This is a genomic window from Saccharothrix sp. 6-C (assembly GCF_016695385.1).
Taxonomy (GTDB): Bacteria; Actinomycetota; Actinomycetes; order Mycobacteriales; family Pseudonocardiaceae; genus Actinosynnema; species Actinosynnema texasense.
The window spans coordinates 332,773-349,817 of sequence record NZ_CP064192.1 but is presented as its reverse complement, the minus strand read 5'-3'; the positions used below and the strand labels follow the sequence as shown (position 1 = coordinate 349,817).

The 17,045-nt window shown below is 74.2% G+C and carries 13 protein-coding genes; 3 read left to right on the top strand and 10 right to left on the bottom strand.

What is annotated here, in order from left to right; all coding sequences use genetic code 11:
* Positions 1-15: 15 nt before the first annotated feature.
* Positions 16-1,083: a potassium channel family protein gene (locus IOD16_RS01680; RefSeq protein ID WP_201438622.1), complete on the bottom strand. Its 1,068-nt coding sequence runs from the start codon at positions 1,081-1,083 to the stop codon at positions 16-18.
* Positions 1,080-2,492, bottom strand: a complete 1,413-nt coding sequence (locus tag IOD16_RS01675) for a M20/M25/M40 family metallo-hydrolase (protein ID WP_201438621.1) — start codon at positions 2,490-2,492, stop codon at positions 1,080-1,082. Before IOD16_RS01675 ends, IOD16_RS01680 begins: the two co-directional genes overlap by 4 nt.
* A gap of 69 nt (positions 2,493-2,561) precedes the next feature.
* Between IOD16_RS01675 and IOD16_RS01670 the strand changes: the two genes are divergently transcribed.
* Positions 2,562-2,942, top strand: coding sequence for a DoxX family protein (locus IOD16_RS01670; RefSeq protein ID WP_123743993.1), 381 nt, complete (start codon positions 2,562-2,564; stop codon positions 2,940-2,942).
* 79 nt (positions 2,943-3,021) lie between these two features.
* On the top strand, positions 3,022-3,558 hold the full coding sequence (locus IOD16_RS01665) for a hypothetical protein (RefSeq protein WP_201438620.1): 537 nt from the start codon (positions 3,022-3,024) through the stop codon (positions 3,556-3,558).
* Here the strand turns inward: IOD16_RS01665 and IOD16_RS01660 are convergent.
* Together IOD16_RS01660 and IOD16_RS01655 are read right to left on the bottom strand one after the other, a co-directional pair.
* Positions 3,555-7,100: an ATP-dependent helicase gene (locus IOD16_RS01660; protein WP_201438619.1), complete on the bottom strand. Its 3,546-nt coding sequence runs from the start codon at positions 7,098-7,100 to the stop codon at positions 3,555-3,557. The genes IOD16_RS01665 and IOD16_RS01660 overlap by 4 nt on opposite strands.
* A 70-nt stretch (positions 7,101-7,170) precedes the next feature.
* Positions 7,171-10,344 carry an ATP-dependent helicase gene (locus IOD16_RS01655; RefSeq protein ID WP_201438618.1) on the bottom strand — a complete coding sequence of 1,058 codons (3,174 nt, stop codon included), beginning with the start codon at positions 10,342-10,344 and terminating at the stop codon, positions 7,171-7,173.
* A gap of 160 nt (positions 10,345-10,504) precedes the next feature.
* On the opposite strand from IOD16_RS01655, the gene IOD16_RS01650 reads away from it, so the two are divergent.
* Positions 10,505-10,831, top strand: coding sequence for an MGMT family protein (locus IOD16_RS01650; RefSeq protein ID WP_123748116.1), 327 nt, complete (start codon positions 10,505-10,507; stop codon positions 10,829-10,831).
* On the opposite strand, the gene IOD16_RS01645 is transcribed toward IOD16_RS01650, so the two are convergent.
* From IOD16_RS01645 to nirB, 6 genes are all read right to left on the bottom strand, one after another.
* On the bottom strand, positions 10,794-11,183 hold the full coding sequence (locus IOD16_RS01645; protein ID WP_123743997.1) for a tetratricopeptide repeat protein: 390 nt from the start codon (positions 11,181-11,183) through the stop codon (positions 10,794-10,796). The two genes, IOD16_RS01650 and IOD16_RS01645, sit on opposite strands and share 38 nt — an antisense overlap.
* Positions 11,180-12,139: a pirin family protein gene (locus tag IOD16_RS01640; protein WP_201438617.1), complete on the bottom strand. Its 960-nt coding sequence runs from the start codon at positions 12,137-12,139 to the stop codon at positions 11,180-11,182. The genes IOD16_RS01645 and IOD16_RS01640 overlap by 4 nt, the downstream gene beginning before the upstream one ends.
* 189 nt (positions 12,140-12,328) lie before the next feature.
* The gene (locus IOD16_RS40825; protein ID WP_201438616.1) at positions 12,329-12,994 is read right to left on the bottom strand and encodes a sirohydrochlorin chelatase; all 666 of its coding nucleotides are present in this window, start codon (positions 12,992-12,994) and stop codon (positions 12,329-12,331) included.
* Positions 12,991-14,106: a uroporphyrinogen-III synthase gene (locus IOD16_RS01630; protein ID WP_201438615.1), complete on the bottom strand. Its 1,116-nt coding sequence runs from the start codon at positions 14,104-14,106 to the stop codon at positions 12,991-12,993. The genes IOD16_RS40825 and IOD16_RS01630 overlap by 4 nt, the downstream gene beginning before the upstream one ends.
* Positions 14,103-14,438: a nitrite reductase small subunit NirD gene (gene nirD, locus IOD16_RS01625; protein ID WP_201438614.1), complete on the bottom strand. Its 336-nt coding sequence runs from the start codon at positions 14,436-14,438 to the stop codon at positions 14,103-14,105. Before nirD ends, IOD16_RS01630 begins: the two co-directional genes overlap by 4 nt.
* A complete protein-coding gene (gene nirB, locus IOD16_RS01620) occupies positions 14,435-16,939 on the bottom strand; it encodes a nitrite reductase large subunit NirB (protein WP_201438613.1) in 2,505 nt (834 codons plus the stop codon). The genes nirD and nirB overlap by 4 nt, the downstream gene beginning before the upstream one ends.
* Positions 16,940-17,045: the final 106 nt, after the last annotated feature.

Here is a 17,045-nt window from a genome sequence, read left to right as displayed (position 1 = left end):
GACGGGGCGGAGTGGTCAGGCTTCGCGGGGTGGGGTGACCTTCTTGATGTAGAGGAGGCGGTCGCCCGCTTCGACGGCGTCGGCTTCCGGGGCGTCCACCCGGTAGAGGGTGCCGTCGCGCACCACGCCCAGCACGATGTCCGGCAGGTGGCGAGGCGACCCGCCGATCTCCGACGGTTCCACGTCCCGCTCGGCGATGGCCAGGCCCGCGTCCGGGGTCAGCAGGTCCTCCACCATGTCGACCACGGACGGGGTGGCGGTGGCCATGCCCAGGAGCCTGCCCGCCGTCTCGCTGGAGACCACGACCGAGTCCGCGCCGGACTGGCGCAGCAGGTGCTCGTTCTCCCGCTCCCGCACCGAAGCGACGATCTGCGCCTTCGGCGCCAGCTCACGGGCGGTGAGGGTGACCAGGACGGCGGTGTCGTCGCGGTTCGCGGCGACGACCACGGCACGGGCGCGGGCGACGCCGGCCACGCGCAGGACGTCGTTGCTGGTGCCGGAGCCGTGGACGGTGACCAGGCCGATGGCGGACGCGGCGTCCAAGGCCTCCTGGGTGGTGTCGACCACGACGATCGAGCCCGGCTCGGCGCCGTCGCCCAGCAGGGCGCTCACGGCGGACCGGCCCTTCGTGCCGTACCCGATGACGACGACGTGGTCCCGCACCTTGATCCTCCACTTCTGGATGCGCAGCGCCTGCCGCGAACGCTCGGTGAGCACTTCGAGGGTCGTGCCGACCAGGACGATCAGGAAGAGCACCCGCAGGGGGGTGATCACCAGGACGTTGACCAGCCGCGCCGACGAACTGGCCGGGGCGATGTCCCCGTACCCGGTGGTCGACAGCGACACGGTCGCGTAGTACACCGCGTCCAAAAGGGACAGGCCGTCCCCGTTGACGTCACGGTAGCCGTCGCGGTCGATGTACACGATCAGCACGGCCGCCATGAGCGCGCCGAGAGCGCCGACCACCCGCTTCAGGATCGCGCGGACCGGGCTCTGCACCGTGTCCGGCATCCTGATCACGCCGACGAGCGAGTGGCCGGGCCGGTCGGCCAGCGGCTCGCCCGGGTCGATGCGGCGGATCATGACAGCCTCTCCGGGAGTAGCCGCCACAACCGGGCGGCGGCCTCGGCGCCGCGGAGCAGCAGCGGCACGACGACGCGCTCGTCGGGCGCGTGGATCCGATCATCCGGCAACGTCGCGCCGAGGTACACGACCGGCACACCGAGCCACCCGTGCAGCAACGCCGCCGGACCGGAGCCACCCGTCCGGCTGAACCGCACGGGCTGGTCGAACGCGGCCTGCACGGCGTCGCGCACCGCCTCCACGGCCGGGTGGGAGACGTCCACCGCGTAGGGCGGCACGCCGTCACCGCGCGCGATCACCTCGGCGTGCAGCCCGGCCGGGGTGTGCCGGGCCACGAACTCGCGCAGCGCGTCCGCCACCCGTTCCGGCCGCTGGTCGGGCACGAGCCGGAACGACAGCTTCACCGACGCCCGCGCGGGCACGATCGTCTTCAGCCCCGGCCCGGTGTAGCCGCCCTCGATGCCGTTCACCTCCGCCGTGGGCCGCACCCAGACCCGTTCGAGGGTCGACCAGCCGGGTTCGCCGGCCAGGCCTTGGGCTCCGCCGGCGTTCGCCAGCCACTCCGCCTCGTCGAACGGCAACGCCGCGTAGTCGGCGCGTTCGGCGGCGGTGGGTTCGGTCACATCGGCGTAGAAGTCGCGCAGCTGGACGCGCCCGTCCTCGTCGTGCAGCGCCGCGACGAGCCGCGCGATCGCCGTCGCCGGGTTCGGCACGCTGCCGCCGGCCCGCCCGGAGTGCACGTCGGACCTCCCGCCGGTGAACACGACCTCCGCCCCGTACACCCCGCGCTGACCGGTGCACACGGTCGGCGCGTCACGCCCGTACAGCGGGGTGTCGGTGAACACCACGAGGTCGCACGCGAGGTCGTCGCGGTGCTCGTCGAGCAGCCGGGTGAGGTACGGCGAGCCGGACTCCTCCTCGCCCTCCACGAACAGCTTCACCGTCACCGAGGGCTGCGCCGCGCCGGTCGCCGCGAGGTGCGCCCGCACGCCGAGCAGGTGCATCGCGACCTGGCCCTTGTCGTCGCTGGCGCCACGCCCGACCAGCTCCTCGCCGATCACCGTCGCCTCGAACGGGGGGTGGTGCCACTGCTCGACCGGGTCGACCGGCTGCACGTCGTGGTGGCCGTAGACGAGCACGGTCGGCGCTTCGGGATCGGCGGCGGGCCAACAGGCGTACACGGCGGGCAGTGCCGGTCCCTCGTCCCAGACCCGCACGTCGGGCCACCCGTCGCGGCGCAGCGCGTCGGCCAGCCAGTGCGCGGAAGCGGCCACGTCGCCGTGGTGGGCCGGGTCGGCGCCGATCGACGGGATGGCCAGCCACTCGCGCAGGCCGACGAGGAAGTCGTCGGCGAACGCGGCGACGGCCGCCCGCTCGGGCTGTCCGGGATTTTCGGGATCACCGCTCACGGTGGGGGAGGATAACCCCGGAGGAGCCCTGGGAGCGCCGTTCGCCGGACGACGTGACAGGGTGACCCCATGGAACCCACTCGTTCCCGTTCCCGGTCGGCGCTCGCGCTGGCCGGGCTGCTCGGCGTCGCGGGTGTCACGCACTTCGCCAAGCCGAAGCCCTACGACGCGATCGTGCCGCGCGCGCTGCCCGGCAAGCCCCGGACCTGGACGTACCTGTCCGGGGTCGCCGAGTTGGCGCTGGCGGCGACGGTGGCCGTGCCGCGCACGCGGGGTGTCGGCGGGAAGCTGGCGGCCGGGTTCTTCGCGGCGGTGTTCCCGGCGAACGTCAAGATGGCCTACGACCTGCGGGCGAAGTCACCCAGGGTGAAGGCCGTCGCGTACGGGCGGTTGCCGTTGCAGGTGCCGCTGATCCTGTGGGCCTTGCGCGTGGGACGCTCAACTCCCTGATCACTCTCGGCACTGGGTTCGACACCCAGCGCGGCCGAGGGTCTGTCATTGAAACCGCAACCAGTCCTAGGATGCCCGAGTGCAACCGCTCCTCCACCCCGCCGCGTCGGCGTTGGGTTGGCGCGGCATCGTCGTGCCCGACGTCGCCGTGCTGGGTCACCAGGTGTCGGCCGTCGTGCGGGTTCGTGCCGATGTGCACGAGTGGCGCAGCGCGAACGGCTGGCCGCCGCAGGCCGACCCCTCGTGGTTCCGCTCGTGGTTCGAGCCGTCGGCGCACGACCGGCTGCCCGTGCCGGCCGTCGAGCTGGTCGGTGTGCTGGTGGGTGAGTCCACGGTGGACCGCGCGTTGCAGTCGTGCGGGACGTTGATGACGCTCGCGCCCTGCTCGGTGGTGCTCCCGGCTCCGCTGGGCAAGCAGGCGTGGCCGCTGATCGAGCTGGACTACTACGGCATCGGCGTGGTCGCGGTGGACGCCGCGGGCGCGGCCGAGCTGCTGGTGCCGCCGGAGGACCGGTCGACGGAGTTCGGGCCGTCGCTGTTCGGGCGGTGGCTGCTGGAAGTGCTCTACGACCGGGTGTTGAAGGAAGTGCCCGCGCACGCGCGGGTGAACACCTAGGCCGGGACCGAGCGGATCAGCTCGCGCAGGCCGTCGGCGTCCAGCAGGTCGGCGGGGCGCAGCGTGTGGTCCTGGCGGACGTAGTGGAACGCCGCCCGCACCTTCTCCACGGGCGTGCCGGTCAACGCCGCCCACGCCAGCCGGTAGGCCGCGAGCTGCACCGACAGCGCCGGCAGGCGGTCGGGTTCCGGCACCGCGCCGGTCTTCCAGTCGACCACGGTCCAGCCGCCGTCGTCGTCGGCGAACACCGCGTCCATCCGGCCGCGCACGGACAGGCCGTCGATCTCCGCCTCGAACGGCACCTCGACGTCGTGCGGCACGCGGTCGGCCCACGAGCTGGCCAGGAACGCGTCCTGCAGGCGGGTGAGGTCGGTGTCCGGCGCCGCGCCGTCGTCGGCCGCGCCGGGCAGCTCGTCCAGGTCGAACAGGCGGCTCGCGCCGAACCGCTGTTCCAGCCAGGTGTGGAACGCGGTGCCGCGGCGGGCCAGCGGGTTGGGCGGGAACGGCAGGGGACGGCGCAGCCGGCGGGCGAGCAGGTCCGGGTCGGCGGCGAGCTCGACGAGCTGGCTGACCGACAGGTGGTCGGGCAGGACGACCCGTTCCCGGCGGTCGGCCGCGGCGGCGCGTTCGGCGAGGAGCACGTCGACGTCGCGGGCCCAGCCCTCCGGGTCGTCGTCGTCGTCGAAGACCTCGGGGCTTTCGGGGCTTTCGACTTCTTCGGACGTTTCGGGGGCGTCGGGTGGCGGCGGGACCGCGGAGTCCGGCCCGAGCTCCGGCCCGAACTCCGGCTCCGCACCCGGTTCGAAGTCCGCCTCGAAATCCGGCTCGAAGTCCGGCTCGTGGTCCGGGGGTTCGGGCAGGTCCAGCGGGTCGGGGGGCAGGTCGTCGGCCGGGGGCTCGGGGGGCAGGTCGAGGTCGGCCGCGGACGGTTCGGCGGGTGGGGCGGGTGGGGCGGGAGGGGCGGAGAGGTGGCGGTCCAGCGCGGTCAGGACCAGCTCGGCTCCCCCGGCCACGGCGGCACGGCGCTTGCCCAGCGGGTCGGTCGGCCACTGGGCCGTCTTCGTCTGCGACGCGAGCGGGTTGGGTTCGTCGTCGGCCGGCCGGGCCGCCCAGTGGGAGATGTCGGCGGGCGGGTGGTCGGCGGCCAGCACCGACTCCCGGATCTCGGTCAGGAACGCCGACGGCCCCTTCGGCTTGTCGCCGGTCTCGCCCCACCAGTGCCCCGACACCAGCAGGCTGTGCTCGGACCTGGTCAGCGCCACGTACAGCAGCCGCCGCTCCTCCACCAGCCGTCGGGCGTCGAAGTCGTCCTCGTGCCCGGCGAGCGCCTCCTCCACCTCCTTGCGGTTGGCGTCGGGCGCGATGCGCAGCTTCGGCAGGTCCTCGGCGTCACCGCGCAGCTCGGCGGGCAGCTCCGCCACCGAGCGCAGCCAGCTCGACGACTTCTTCCGGCCCGGGAACACGTCCTTCACCACGTGCGGCACGGCGACGATGTGCCACTCCAGGCCTTTCGCCGAGTGCATGGTCAGCACCTGCACCCGGTTCTCGGCCACCTCCACCTCGCCGGGTTCCAGCCCGTCCTCGGCCTGTTCGGCGGTGTAGAGGTAGTCCAGCAGCGCGGGCAGGGTGGCCGAGGGGCTGGCGGCGGCGAAGTCGTTGACCACGTCGGCGAACGCGTCCAGGTGCGCCCGACCGACACCGCCCGGTCGCGCCATCGCCTCGATGTCCAGCAGCAGGGTGCGCTCGACGTCCGCGACCAGCTCGGGCAGCGGCTGGACCAGGCGGCGGCGCAACGACGACAGCTCCGCGCCCAGCCGCCGGATGCGCCGGTAGCCCTCGGCGGAGTAGGCGGTCGGGTCGCCCGGGTCGTCCAGGGCGTCCGCGAGACCGGCCTGTTCGGCGTGCTCGCCGGGCAGCGCGTCGGCGATCACGGCCAGCGGGTCGGCCGCCACGGACTGCCTGCTCGGCGCGCCCGCCAGGTCACGTGCCCGCGTCCACAGCGCCGCCAGGTCGTACGCGGCGACCCGCCAGCGCGAACCGGTGAGCAGGCGGGCGGCGGCGGTGCCCGCCAGGGGGTCGACCAGCACGCGCAGGGCGCTGGTCAGGTCGCGCACCTCCGGCTCGTCCAGCAGCCCGCCCAGGCCGACGACCTCGACCGGCAGGCCGCGTTCCCGCAGCGCCGCGGCGATGTTCGCCATGTCCGAACGGCGGCGCACCAGCACGGCGGCGGTCGGCGGCTCGTCGCTGCCGTCCAGGTGCTGCTCCCACTGCGCGGCGACCGTGTCGGCCACCCAGTCCAGCTCCTGCCGCACGTCGTCGAACAGCCCGATCCGCACGTCGCCCGGCCCGGCGCCGTCACGGGCCCGCAACTCGTCCACGTCCAGGCCCGTGGCGCGCAGCGGCGCGGACACCGCGTTGGCCAGGGCCAGCACCTCCGGCGGGTTGCGGAAACTGGTGAGCAGGCCGTACTTCTTCGCGGGCGGGAAGTCGTGCACGAACCGGGGCAGGTTCGCCGCCGACGCGCCGCGCCAGCCGTAGATGGCCTGCGCCGGGTCGCCCACGGACGTCACGGGCATCGGCTCGCCCCGCCCGAACAACGACCGCAGCAGCACGCGCTGGGCGTGACCGGTGTCCTGGTACTCGTCGAGCAGCACGGCCCCGTAGCGCTCCCGTTCGCCGCGCACGACCTCCGGGTGCTCCGACGCGAGCCGGGCGGCCAGCGACATCTGGTCGGCGAAGTCCATCGCCGCCTCACGCCGCTTGCGCGCCTGGTAGGCCTCCAGCAGCGGGATCAGGTTGACCCGCAGCCGCTGGGCGTTCACCACGGCCTTCAGCGACTCCGGCAGGCCGTCGCGCTGCCGGGCGGTCTTGGGCGCGTTCTCGATCACCGCGCACAGCCGCTCGGCGTGCCGCCACAGCGTGACCGGGTCGACCAGGTGCTCGCCCAGCTCGCCGGCCAGCGCGAGCAGGTAGCCGGTGACGGTCGCGGGGACCTTGTCGGTGTCCAGGTCGTCGTTCCAGGTCGACACGACGCGGTGCGCGAGCTGCCACGCCGCCGTCTCGGTGAGCAGCCGCACGCCCGGCTCCACGGGCAGCCGCAGGCCGTGCTCGCCGACGAGCCTGCCCGCGTACGCGTGGTAGGTCAGGATGACCGGCTCGGTGGTCAGCACCGCGGCCCGGCGTTCGCCGGTGGGGTCGAGCCGGTCGAGCAGGGTGGAGCCGCCGAGCCGGCGCAGCCGCAGCCGGACCCGGTCGGACAGCTGGCGCGCGGCCTTGCGGGTGAACGTCAGGCCGAGGACCCGGTCGGGCGTGACGAAGCCGTTGGCGACGAGGTAGACCACGCGGGCGGCCATCGTCTCGGTCTTGCCCGCCCCGGCGCCGGCCACGACCAGCGCGGGCGCGGTGGGCGCGGCGACGACGGCGGCCTGCTCGGGCGTCGGCTTGGGCAGGCCGAGCGCCTCGGCGACCTCGAACGGGCCGGCGAGCGCCACCGGCTCACCCGCCACCCGTTCGACCCCGTTCGGCACGACCACGTCCCGCATTCTCCGTGGTCGGGTCCGGCCGGCTTCGGCGACCCGCAGGGCGAGGCCGAATTGGCTGGTCAGGACCGCGCTAGTGGCTGACCTGGCGGCCGGAGGAGTGCACCGGGCAGGTGGTGCGGGCCGGGCAGCGGTCACAGTCCGCGTTCTCGCTGGCCTGGTAGGACGGCCCGACGCTGGACCCGGCGGCCAGCTGCACGGCCTCCAGCCACACCCGCACGCCCTGCTCGTCCAGCGGCACCTGCTCCCGCTCCACAGCGCCGGTCTTGCGGTCCTCCTTGGCCACGTACAGCAGGCGCGCGCCGCCCGGGTCGGTACCCAGGCCGAGGTGCGTGAAGCCGCCCAGCGCCGTCGCGAGCTGGTAGACGGCGAGCTGCGGGTGCTCCTGCGCCTTGTCCTTGCTCACCGGCGACTTGCCGGTCTTCACGTCCACGACGACCGGCCGGCCGTCGCGGTCGGTCTCGAGGCGGTCGACGCGGCCCCGCACGCGCAGCTTCGGGCCGCTGTCCGGTCGGGGGATCTCGACCGAGATCTCCTCCTCGACCGCGACCTGGGTGAGCTGCGAGCGGCTCGACGCGAGCCAGCCCAGGAACGTGTCGAGCATCCGCTCCACCCGGATCCGCTCGCGCCGGGAGAACCAGGGCGCGCCCGCGTCCACCGCGGCCCACGCCTCGTCCAGCTTGACCCGCAGCTCCTTCTCGTTCGCGCCGGTCGCGGCGGCCTGCGCCAGCGCGTGCACGAGGGTGCCGGTGATCGACGCCAGCTCGGCCGGGTCCTGCCCGCCGTGCCGTTCGACGACCCAGCGCAGCGGGCACTTCGCCAGCGTCTCGACGGTGGACGGCGACACGCTGACCGTGTGCTCGTCGGTCCACAGGGGACTGTCGGTGGTGACCTCCGCCAAGCCGTACCACGAGTCCGGGTGCGCGCCCGGCACGCCCTGCGCCGCCAACCGGGCCAGCTGCGCCGCCGCGCGGTCCCGGCGCTCGGCCGGCTCGTCGTCGGAGCACACGACCCGGCGCAGCTCGCCGACCAGCTCGGCCAGCACCAGCCCGCGCTCGGGGGTGAACGTCGGCCGTTCCGGCTCGTCGGTCGACAGCTCCTCGATCTCGTCCAGGAACCGCGACGGCTGCTCGTCCTCCCCGCGCACCGCGCTGACCAGCAACGTCCGCCGGGCCCGGCTCGCCGCGACGAGCAGCAGCCGCCGTTCCTCGGCCAGGATCGGCGCGACCGCGGACACCGTTTCGGTCGACACGCCCGCGACCACGTCGACCATGCGTTCCACGCCGAGCAGCGACCCGCGCAGCCGCAGGTCGGGCCAGCTGCCCTCCTGCACGCCCGGCACCGCCACGACCGTCCACTCGCGACCCGCGGCGGCGTGCGCGGTCAGCACCGACACCGCTTCGCCGGTGGGCGCGGCGGCGGCCAGCGTGTCTCCGACGATCTCCTGCGCGGCCAGGTAGTCGGCGAAACCCTCGGCGCCCGAGCCGGGCAGCCGGTCCACGTACTTCGCGGCGGCCTCGAACAACGCCACGATCGCGTCCAGGTCCCGGTCGGCCTGCATGCCGACGGTGCCGTGCCGCGCGGACTGCGCCACCCAGCGCAGCTCCAGGCCCGTGGTCTGCCACAGCTCCCACAGCACCTGCTCGACGGTCAGGCCGTCCGCGATCCCCTTGCGCGCCTTGCGGAGCAGGCCGGCGACGCGGCGGGCCGGCTGCGCCTCGGCGTCCTCCAGCGCGGCCAGCCGGTCGTCCGACTCGATCACCTCGACCAGCAGCTCGCCGCTCGGGCGGTCCCGGCCAGCGGCCAGTTCCAGCCGCCGCAGGCCGCGGCGCAGGCGGCGCAGCGCCAGCGGGTCGGCGCCGCCGAGCGGTGACGCCAGGAGCATGGCGGCGGTGTCCTCGTCGAGGGTGCCGGGCACGGCCGCGCAGCGCAGCAGCGCCAAGAACGGCATCACGGCCGGTTGGCGCGCCAGCGGCAGCTCGTCGCGCGGCACGGCCACCGGGACGCCCGCCGCGAGGAGCGCGCGTTGCAGGACCGGCAGCGACCTGGTGGCCGAGCGCGCCACGACGGCCATGTGCGACCACGGCACCTCGTCGATCAGGTGGGCGCGGCGCAGCTGGTCGGCCACCCAGCTCGCTTCCTGCGCGGCGGAGGCGAACAGGCGGACCTGGACGTTGCCCGTGCCGTCGGCCGGGGAGACCGTTCGGGTGGGTGACGCGCCGGGCAGGCGGCCGGCGAGGCGGCCCACCGCGGCCCTGATCTCCGGCGCCATCCGGTAGCCCGCGGTGAGCACGACCGCCGGGCCGTCCGCCTCGGCCAGGAGGGTGGGGTCCGCGCCGCGGAACGAGAACACGGCCTGGTCGGGGTCGCCCGCGAGGACGAACTCGTGCGCGGCCTCGCCCAGCACGCGGATGAGCTCGTGCTGCAACGGGTCGAGGTGCTGGGCGTCGTCGACCAGGAGGTGCCGCACGCGCCGGTGCTCGGCGGCCAGGACGTCCGGCTCGGTCTGGAAGGCCAGCAGCGCGCTGCCGACCAGCTCGGCCGCGTCGAACGACGGCGCGTGCCCCTGCCCGCTGCTGGCCAGCAGGTTGACCTGCTCGTACTGGGTGGCGAACAGGCCGGCGGCGACCCACTCCTCGCGGGAGTGCTTGCGGCCCAGCTCGGTGAGGTCCTCCGGGGCGAAGCCGCGTTCGGTGGCGCGGAGCATCAGGTCGCGCAGCTCGTGCGCGAAGGCGGGCAGCGCGAGCGCGGGACGCAGGCGTTCCGGCCACTTCAGGGCGCCCATGCTCACGTCGCCGGCGAGCAGTTCGCGCACCACCGCGTCCTGCTCGGGGCCGGACAGCAGGCGGGGTGCGGGTTCGCCCCGGTGGACGGCTTGCGCGCGCAGGACCGCGAAGGCGTAGGAGTGGACGGTCCGGACCAGCGGCTCCTGCGTGGTCGGCAGGACGCCGTCGGCCCGGGCGCCGGTCAGCAGGCGGGTGATGTGGGCGCGCATCGCCTCGGCCGCCCGCCGGTTGGGCGCGAGGACCAGCACGTTCTCCGGGTGCACACCGCCGTGCAGCACCCGGTGCGCCACGACCTCGGCCAGCAACGTCGTCTTGCCCGTGCCGGGACCGCCGAGCACCCGCAACGGCCCGCCCGCGTGGTCGAACACGGCGCGTGCGGGCGCGTCCCAGTCACGCCGGGGTTCCTCCTGCCGCACCCGGCGCACCAACAACGGCGCCCTGTTCCCTGCCACGGGGAGCATGGAACCACGACCCCCCGACACGCCCCGCGCGGCACGCCTCGCGGGGTCGCGTCCCGGCGAGGCGTGCCCGCCGTCCGCCCCGCCGTCTGCCCCGCCGTCTGCCCCGCCGTCCGCCCCGCCGTCTGCGCGGCAGCGGCACCACGCCTGCGACACTGTGCGGGTGGACGAAGAGTTGCACGAGATGGTCCGCGCCGTCGTGCGCAGGATCCCGCGCGGCCGGGTCGCGACCTACGGCGACGTCGCCGACATCGCCCGCGCGCCGTCGCCCCGCCTGGTCGGGCAGGTGCTCAACCAGGACGGGCTCGACCTGCCGTGGCACCGGGTGCTCCGCGCCAACGGCACGTGCGCGCCCCACATCGCCGACGAGCAGCTGCAACGGCTGCGCGAGGAGGGTGTGGTGGTCGAGGGGAGCAAGGTCGACCTGCGCACGTACCGCTGGGAGGACGCGGTCAAGGAGAAGGCGGAGGAGCCTCCGGCCCTGTTCTGAGCCGAGCCTCGACCCGGGCCACCTCGGACCCGACCTCCGGGTCCCGGGTGATCGCGGCGGCCAGGCGCAGCTGCGGCAGCGCCTCGGCGTGCCTGCTCTGGCGGCTGAGCGTGCGGCCCAGCAGCAGCCGCGTGTAGCCGTCCGACGGGTCGAGGTCCACCAGGGTCTTCAGCACGCCCTCGGCCTTGCCCAGCGCGGCGGACTGGAAGTGCGCCAGCGCGAGCTCGGTCAGCACGGTCCGGTCCTCCGGCGCGTGCTCGGCGGCCTCGGCCAGGTAGCGGGCCGCGCCGCTCGGGTCGCCGGACGCGCGGAACAGGCGTCCCTTGCGCAGCAGTTCGCGGACATCGGTCATGACAGCTCCTCGTCCGCCGCGGTGACGTGCGGCACGTGCGTGACGCCCAGTCGCCCGGCTTGGAAGTCTTCGACGGCTTGCAGGATCTCGGCCCGCGTGTTCATCACGAACGGCCCGTAGCGGGCGACCGGCTCGCGCAGCGGCAGCCCGCCCAGGACCAGGACGTCCCAGGTGGTGTCGGCCCGCATGGTGAGCGCGGCGCCGTCGCCGAAGGTGGCCAGTCGGCCCTCTTCGAGCGGGCGGCGGTCCGTGCCGACCGTGCCGCGTCCGGACAGGACGTACACCATCGCGGTGAAGTCCTCCGGCCACGGCAGGGTCAGCCGTGCCCCGGCGGTGAGCGTGGCGTGCAGGTAGGTGATCGGCGTGTGCGTCATGCCGGGGCCTTGGTGGCCCGCCACGTCGCCGGCGATCACGCGGACCAGCGCGCCACCGTCGTCGCTGGACAGCAGCCTGGTGTTCTCGGGCTTGATGTCCTGGTAGCGCGGCGGGGTCCACTTGGCGGCCTTCGGCAGGTTGACCCACAGCTGCACGCCGTGGAACAGCCCGCCCCGGGCCACCAGCTCCTGCGAGGGCAGCTCGGAGTGGAGCACGCCGGAACCGGCGGTCATCCACTGCGTGCCACCGTTGGTGATCACCCCGCCGCCGCCGGTCGAGTCACGGTGCTCGAAGACGCCGTCGATCATGTAGGTGACGGTCTCGAAGCCGCGGTGCGGGTGCCAGGGCGCGCCCTTCGCCTCACCGGGGCCGTACTCGACGGCGCCCATGTGGTCCAGGAGCAGGAACGGGTCCGCGTCGGCGAGCTCGACGCCCGGGAACGGGCGGCGGACCTGGAAGCCCTCGCCTTCGAGGAACCGCTGCGCCCGCACGACCCGGCGCACCCCGCGCCACGCCGTGGTGGCTTCGGGCAGCTCCGGGAGACGGGGCAGGGTCAGGGTGTCGGCGGTGACGGCGGGCATGGCTGCCTCCTCGAAGGGTGACCGCCCCTGGTTCCGGCGGCCTCGCCCGAGTCAACCTGGTTGAACCCTCAACTATTCCGTGCCCGCGCGCGCCCGCCCGCGCCCGAGCGTTCAACTCGGGGTGCGCGAACGTAGGACACGCACGTTCCGGACGTAGGACACGCGCGTGCTGAACGTAGGACTCGCGGGTCAGGCGACGTCCTGGAAGCAGCGGGCCTCGTAGTAGCGCAGCAGGACGGCTTCCACGACGCGCAGGTGGGCGCCGATCGGGGCGGCGACGACGGCGGCGCCGGAGTCGGCGACGACGCGGTGGAACAGGCCGGGCGCCAGCAGCCAGGAGGCGACGGCCACGCGACCCGAGGCGGAGGCGACCACGTCGCCGATGCGCGGATCCGCGGTGGCGGCGTAGCCGATGCTCACCGGGCCCACCCGGCGGGACAGGGCGGTGGCGATGGCGCGGACGTCGGCCAGCGCGCGGGGGTCGGAGGAGCCCGCCGCGGCCAGGACCACCGAGTCGCCCGCCGTCCAGCCGGCTTCGGCCAGGCGGGACAGCAGCGCCGGGACGAGGGCCGGGCCGATCGGGTCGGTGACCACCGCGTCGGGGTGGCCCGAGGCCGCCACCTGCGCCGGGATGTCCACCCGGACGTGGTAGCCCGCGGCCAGGAAGGCGGGGACGACGACGGCCGGGCCGGCGACGGACCCCAGCACGGAGGTGACGTCCGGCTGCCGCACGTCGGCGTAGGCGACCCGCACGGGTACGCCGCCGAGGCGGGCGCGGACCAGGGAGGCGATTTCCTCCACGACGACGGCGCCGGCGGGGTCGCGGGTGCCGTGCGCGACGAGAACCAGGGTCATACGGCCACTCCGGCGGGGTCCATGGCCAGGCGGTAACCGCGCTTGACGACGGTGGCGACCATGCGCGGTTCGCCCAGCGCCGAGCGCAGCCGGCCGACGGCGGTTTCCACGGCGTGCTCCTCGCCGCCGCTGGGCAGCGCGGCCAGCAGGTCGCGGCGGGACACGACCCGGCCGCGCGCGGCGGCCAGGACGCGCAGCACGGCCATCGGCGCGGGCGGGACGGGGCGCAGCTCGCCGTCCACGACCACCGCCTGGCCGCGCAGCTCCACGTCACGGGCCGCGATGCGCAGCTTGGTGGCGCGGGCGGGCAGTTCCAGGGTCAGTTCACGGGCCAGCGCGCCGATGCGGGCGCGGGCGGGTTGGACCACCGGCACGCCGGCCGCGACGAGCGGGCTCGCGGTGATCGAGCCGACACCCACCACCAGCACCTCCCGGCGCAGCAACGAGACCAGCTCGGCCTGCCTGCCCATGGCCTCGGCGGTCCGCAGCACGGAAGCGGCGGCGGGCGCGCTGGTGAACGTCAGCGCGTCCACCTGGCCGGCCAGCACCGCCTCCAGCAGCCGTTCCAGAGGCGCGGGGTCGGACGGGCCGGTCCAGCGGTAGACGGGGACCTCGACGACCGTGGCACCGGCCGCGCGCAAGGTCGACGTGAACTCCGGCAGCGGCTCGCCGTGCAGCTGCACGGCGATGCGCAGGCCGGACACACCGGACCGCAGCAGGTGGTCGAGCAGCTCGGCGTTGCTCTCCCCCTCCGGCGACCACGCCTCCACCAACCCGGCGGCACGCACCGCGCCCCGCGCCTTCGGCCCCCTGGCCAGCACCCGCGCCCCGGACAGCCGGGACAGCAGGCGCGCGCCGAGCCCCCACCCCTCCGCGGCCTCCACCCAGCCGCGGAAGCCGATGCCGGTGGTCGCCACGGCGACGTCCACCGGTTCCTCCACCACCGCCTTGGTCGCGGCCAGCAGCTCCGCGTCGTCGGGCAGCGGCACGATCCGGATGGCGGGACCGTGCAGCACGGTCGCGCCCTTGCGCTCCAGCAGGGCGCCGAGCTCGTCGGCCCGCCGGGCGGCGGTCACACCGACCGTGTACCCGGCCAGCGGGGCGGCGTTCACGGTGACCCGACCTGGATTGACCCGATTTCGACAACACCGTCGGTCACGACCACCGGGTGCACCGGCACCCCGGTCGAGGGGTCGTCCAGGCACTTGCCGGTGGAGAGCTCGAACGCCTGCTTGTACACCGGGGACACGACCACCGGCACGCCGCCGCGGTCACCGACGATGCCGCGCGACAGCACGGCCGCGCTGCTGAACGGGTCGATGTTGCCCAGCGCGTGCACGGTCCCGGCCGAGGTGAGGAAGACCGCCACCTGGGAGCCGTCGGGCAGCAGGGCCGCCACCCCCCGGTCGGGCTGCAGGGCGTTCAACTCGCACACAGGTGTCATCGGGAAACCTCCGCCTGGCCAACAGTGGGAACACCCAGCAGAACCGGCACCTTCTGGCCGCGCTCCTCGCGGAAGCTGATGGTCGGGTCGGGCGTGCCGGGCGCGTTGACGAACGAGGTGAAGCGGGAGAGCTTCTCCGGGTCCTCCAGCACGCCGCGCCACTCGTCGGCGTAGTTGTCCACGTGCTTGGCCATCGCCGCTTCCAGGTCGGCGCAGATGCCGAGGCTGTCGTCGACGATGACGTCGCGCAGGTGGTCAAGCCCGCCTTCCAGCGACTCGATCCACGTCGAGGTGCGCTGCAACCGGTCCGCGGTGCGGATGTAGAACATCAGGAACCGGTCGATCAGCTTGATCAGGGTCTCGGTGTCCACGTCGGACGCGATCAGGTCGGCGTGGCGCGGGGTGAAGCCGCCGTTGCCGCCGACGTAGAGGTTCCAGCCGTTCTCGGTCGCGATGATGCCGAAGTCCTTGCCGCGCGCCTCGGCGCACTCGCGCGCGCAGCCGGACACGGCGGACTTGAGCTTGTGCGGCGACCGCAGGCCGCGGTAGCGCAGCTCCAGCGCGATGGCCAGCGACACGGAGTCCTGCACGCCGTAGCGGCACCACGTGGTGCCGACGCACGACTTCACCGTGCGCAGCGCCTTGCCGTAGGCGTGCCCGGACTCGAACCCGGCGTCCACCAGGCGCTTCCAGATCTCCGGGAGCTGGTCGACGGTGGCGCCGAAGAGGTCGATCCGCTGACCGCCGGTGATCTTGGTGTAGAGGCCGAAGTCGCGGGCGACCTCGCCGATGACGATCAGCTTCTCCGGCGTGATCTCGCCGCCGGGGATGCGCGGCACGACCGAGTAGGTGCCGTTGCGCTGCATGTTGGCCAGGAACCGGTCGTTGGTGTCCTGGAGGGCGGCCTGCTCGCCCTCCAGCACGTGCCCGTTGTCCAGGGACGCGAGGATCGAGGCGACGGCGGGCTTGCAGAGGTCGCAGCCGGAGCCGCGGCCGTGCCGGGAGATCAGCTCGGTGAAGGTGGTGATGCCGGTGGAGCGGATGATCTCGAACAGGTCGGCGCGCGAGTGGTCGAAGTGCTCGCACAGGGCGCGGGACTGCTCGATGCCGCACTCGGAGAGCAGCTTCTTCAGCATCGGCACGCACGAGCCGCAGCCGGTGCCCGCCTTCGTGCAGGCCTTGATGCCCGGCACGTCGACGGCCTCGCCGGAGTTCACCACGTCCACGATCTGCTGCTTGGTGACCGCGTGGCACGAGCACACCTGCGCGTCGTGCGGCAGGGTCAGCTCGACGCCGCCCTCCGGCCCGATCAGCGCGACCGGGTCGCCGGGCAGGGCCCTGCCGACCAGGGGCCGCAGCGACGTGTACTTGGACGCGTCGCCGACCAGGATGCCGCCGAGCAGGGTCTTCGCGTCGTCGGACACCACGACCTTGGCGTAGGTGCCGGCCACGGCGTCGTTGACGACGACCTCCAGCGCGCCCTCCTGCTTGGCGTGCGCGTCGCCGAACGAGGCGACGTCCACGCCGAGGAGCTTGAGCTTGGTGGACATGTCGGCGCCCGGGAACCGCGCGGCGCCGCCGAGCAGCCGGTCGGCGACCACCTCGGCCATCGAGTAGCCCGGCGCGACCAGGCCGTACACCACGCCGTCGAGGCTGGCGCACTCGCCGATGGCGTAGACGTGCTCGTCGGAGGTGCGGCACGCCTCGTCGACGACGATGCCGCCGCGCTCGCCGACCGCCAGGCCGAACGAGCGGGCCAGCTCGTCGCGCGGCCGGATGCCCGCGGAGAACACCACGACGTCCAGGTCCAGCTCGACGCCGTTGGAGAGCTTGGCGATGAGCCGTTCGCCGTCCGGTTCGATGGAGGACGCGGACGTGCCGGTGTGCACGGTCAGGTCCAGCTTCTCCACCAGGCGCTTGAGCAGGCCGCCGCCGCCCTCGTCCACCTGGAGCGGCATCAGCCGGGGGCCCAGCTCGACCACGTGCGGCGAGATGCCCATGCCGCGCAGCGCGTTCGCCGCCTCCAGGCCGAGCAGGCCGCCGCCGAGCACCATGCCCGCGTGCCGGCCGGCCGCGCGGGCCGACTCGACCGTGGCGCGGATGCCGTCCAGGTCGTCGATGGTGCGGTAGACGTGGCAGCCGGGCAGGTCGCGGCCGGGCACGGGCGGCACGAACGGCACCGAGCCGGTGGCCAGCACCAGCGCGTCGTAGGGCTGCACCCGGCCCTTCGCGGTGCGCACGACCTTGGCGTCCCGGTCGAGGTGCACGACCTTGTCGTCCAGGTGCAGCCGGACCGCGTCGTCGTCGTGCGGCGCGAGGCTCAGCGACCCCGCGTCCCAGCTGTCCACGTAAGACGACAGCGCGACCCGGTCGTAGGCGGGGCGGGTCTCCTCGGCGAACACGACGATCCGCCACTGGTCGGTGGCGTCCTTCTCGCGGAGCGCCTCCACGAGACGGTGCCCGACCATGCCGTGACCGACCACTACGAGCGTTCGCGTCATGGGACCAATCCCTTCTTCTGCCCGGGTCAATGCTCACCGGGCACCGTGTCGTGCCAAGGTCGCGAATGTTGCGCAGGCGTTAAAGCAGCCTCACGCCGCACTTCAG